Raw genomic sequence first — 254 nt, 5'->3', positions numbered from 1 at the left:
TGTGCCGCCGACGCCGTCTTGGCGTATTGATTTCATCGTCCATCATGTATAAGTGTCCACTTATTAAGTGGACACGATCATCTGCGCTTACGCACTTAACTTCAAGATGACTTCACCGGGTGCTTACTGAAGATGGCCGCAGCTTCAGGTTACTGAATATCATTGACGACTTTAATCGCGAAGGACTGGCGATTAAGGTCGATTTCTCACTACCGTCAGAGCGGGTCATCCGAACGCCAAATCAGGTGATTGAG

1 pseudogene is annotated in these 254 nt (G+C 48.4%); it reads left to right on the top strand.

Annotated features, from left to right (window positions below):
* Window positions 1–131: 131 nt before the first annotated feature.
* Window positions 132–254, top strand: a pseudogene (locus KDM89_RS22300) (IS3 family transposase); the annotation flags it as partial.

This window comes from Cognatundibacterium luofuense, from assembly GCF_018139685.1.
Taxonomy (GTDB): Bacteria; Pseudomonadota; Gammaproteobacteria; order Burkholderiales; family Burkholderiaceae_D; genus Undibacterium; species Undibacterium luofuense.
Note: the sequence above shows the minus strand (reverse complement) of the source record. Positions and strands in the feature narration are given on the sequence as shown.